At 40.6% G+C, this 315-nt stretch carries 1 protein-coding gene; it reads left to right on the forward strand.

The features are described from left to right. A partial coding sequence (locus Q5762_RS37700; protein WP_315896823.1) for a hypothetical protein occupies positions 1-315 on the forward strand: 315 nt, incomplete at both ends.

A 315-nucleotide genomic window follows, 5' to 3' on the forward strand; every position in this document is an offset into this window, starting at 1 on the left:
CTCAAGACAGCGCTTTTAATCCAACGGCTGATTTAGATTATGCGCTGGTGGTTAGAGAAATTAATCATCAACGTGACATTAAAGTTTTACAATTTAGCCTAGCGGATGCGTTACTCAATCCTGCAGGAACAAATAATCTCTCGCTTAATAATGGCGATCAACTGATTATTTTTAGCCGTAATGGTGTTGATCGCGATAACGGCACCACAGAAGAAACCATTCAATCTTTAGATCAAGCTCAGCGTCAAGCTCGTCAAGATAAACAAGAGATCAGTGCCCAGTTAGTTATAGATAGCAACCAAGCCACCAATTCAC

Source organism: Streptomyces sp. P9(2023), assembly GCF_032436795.1.
Classification (GTDB): domain Bacteria; phylum Actinomycetota; class Actinomycetes; order Streptomycetales; family Streptomycetaceae; genus Streptomyces.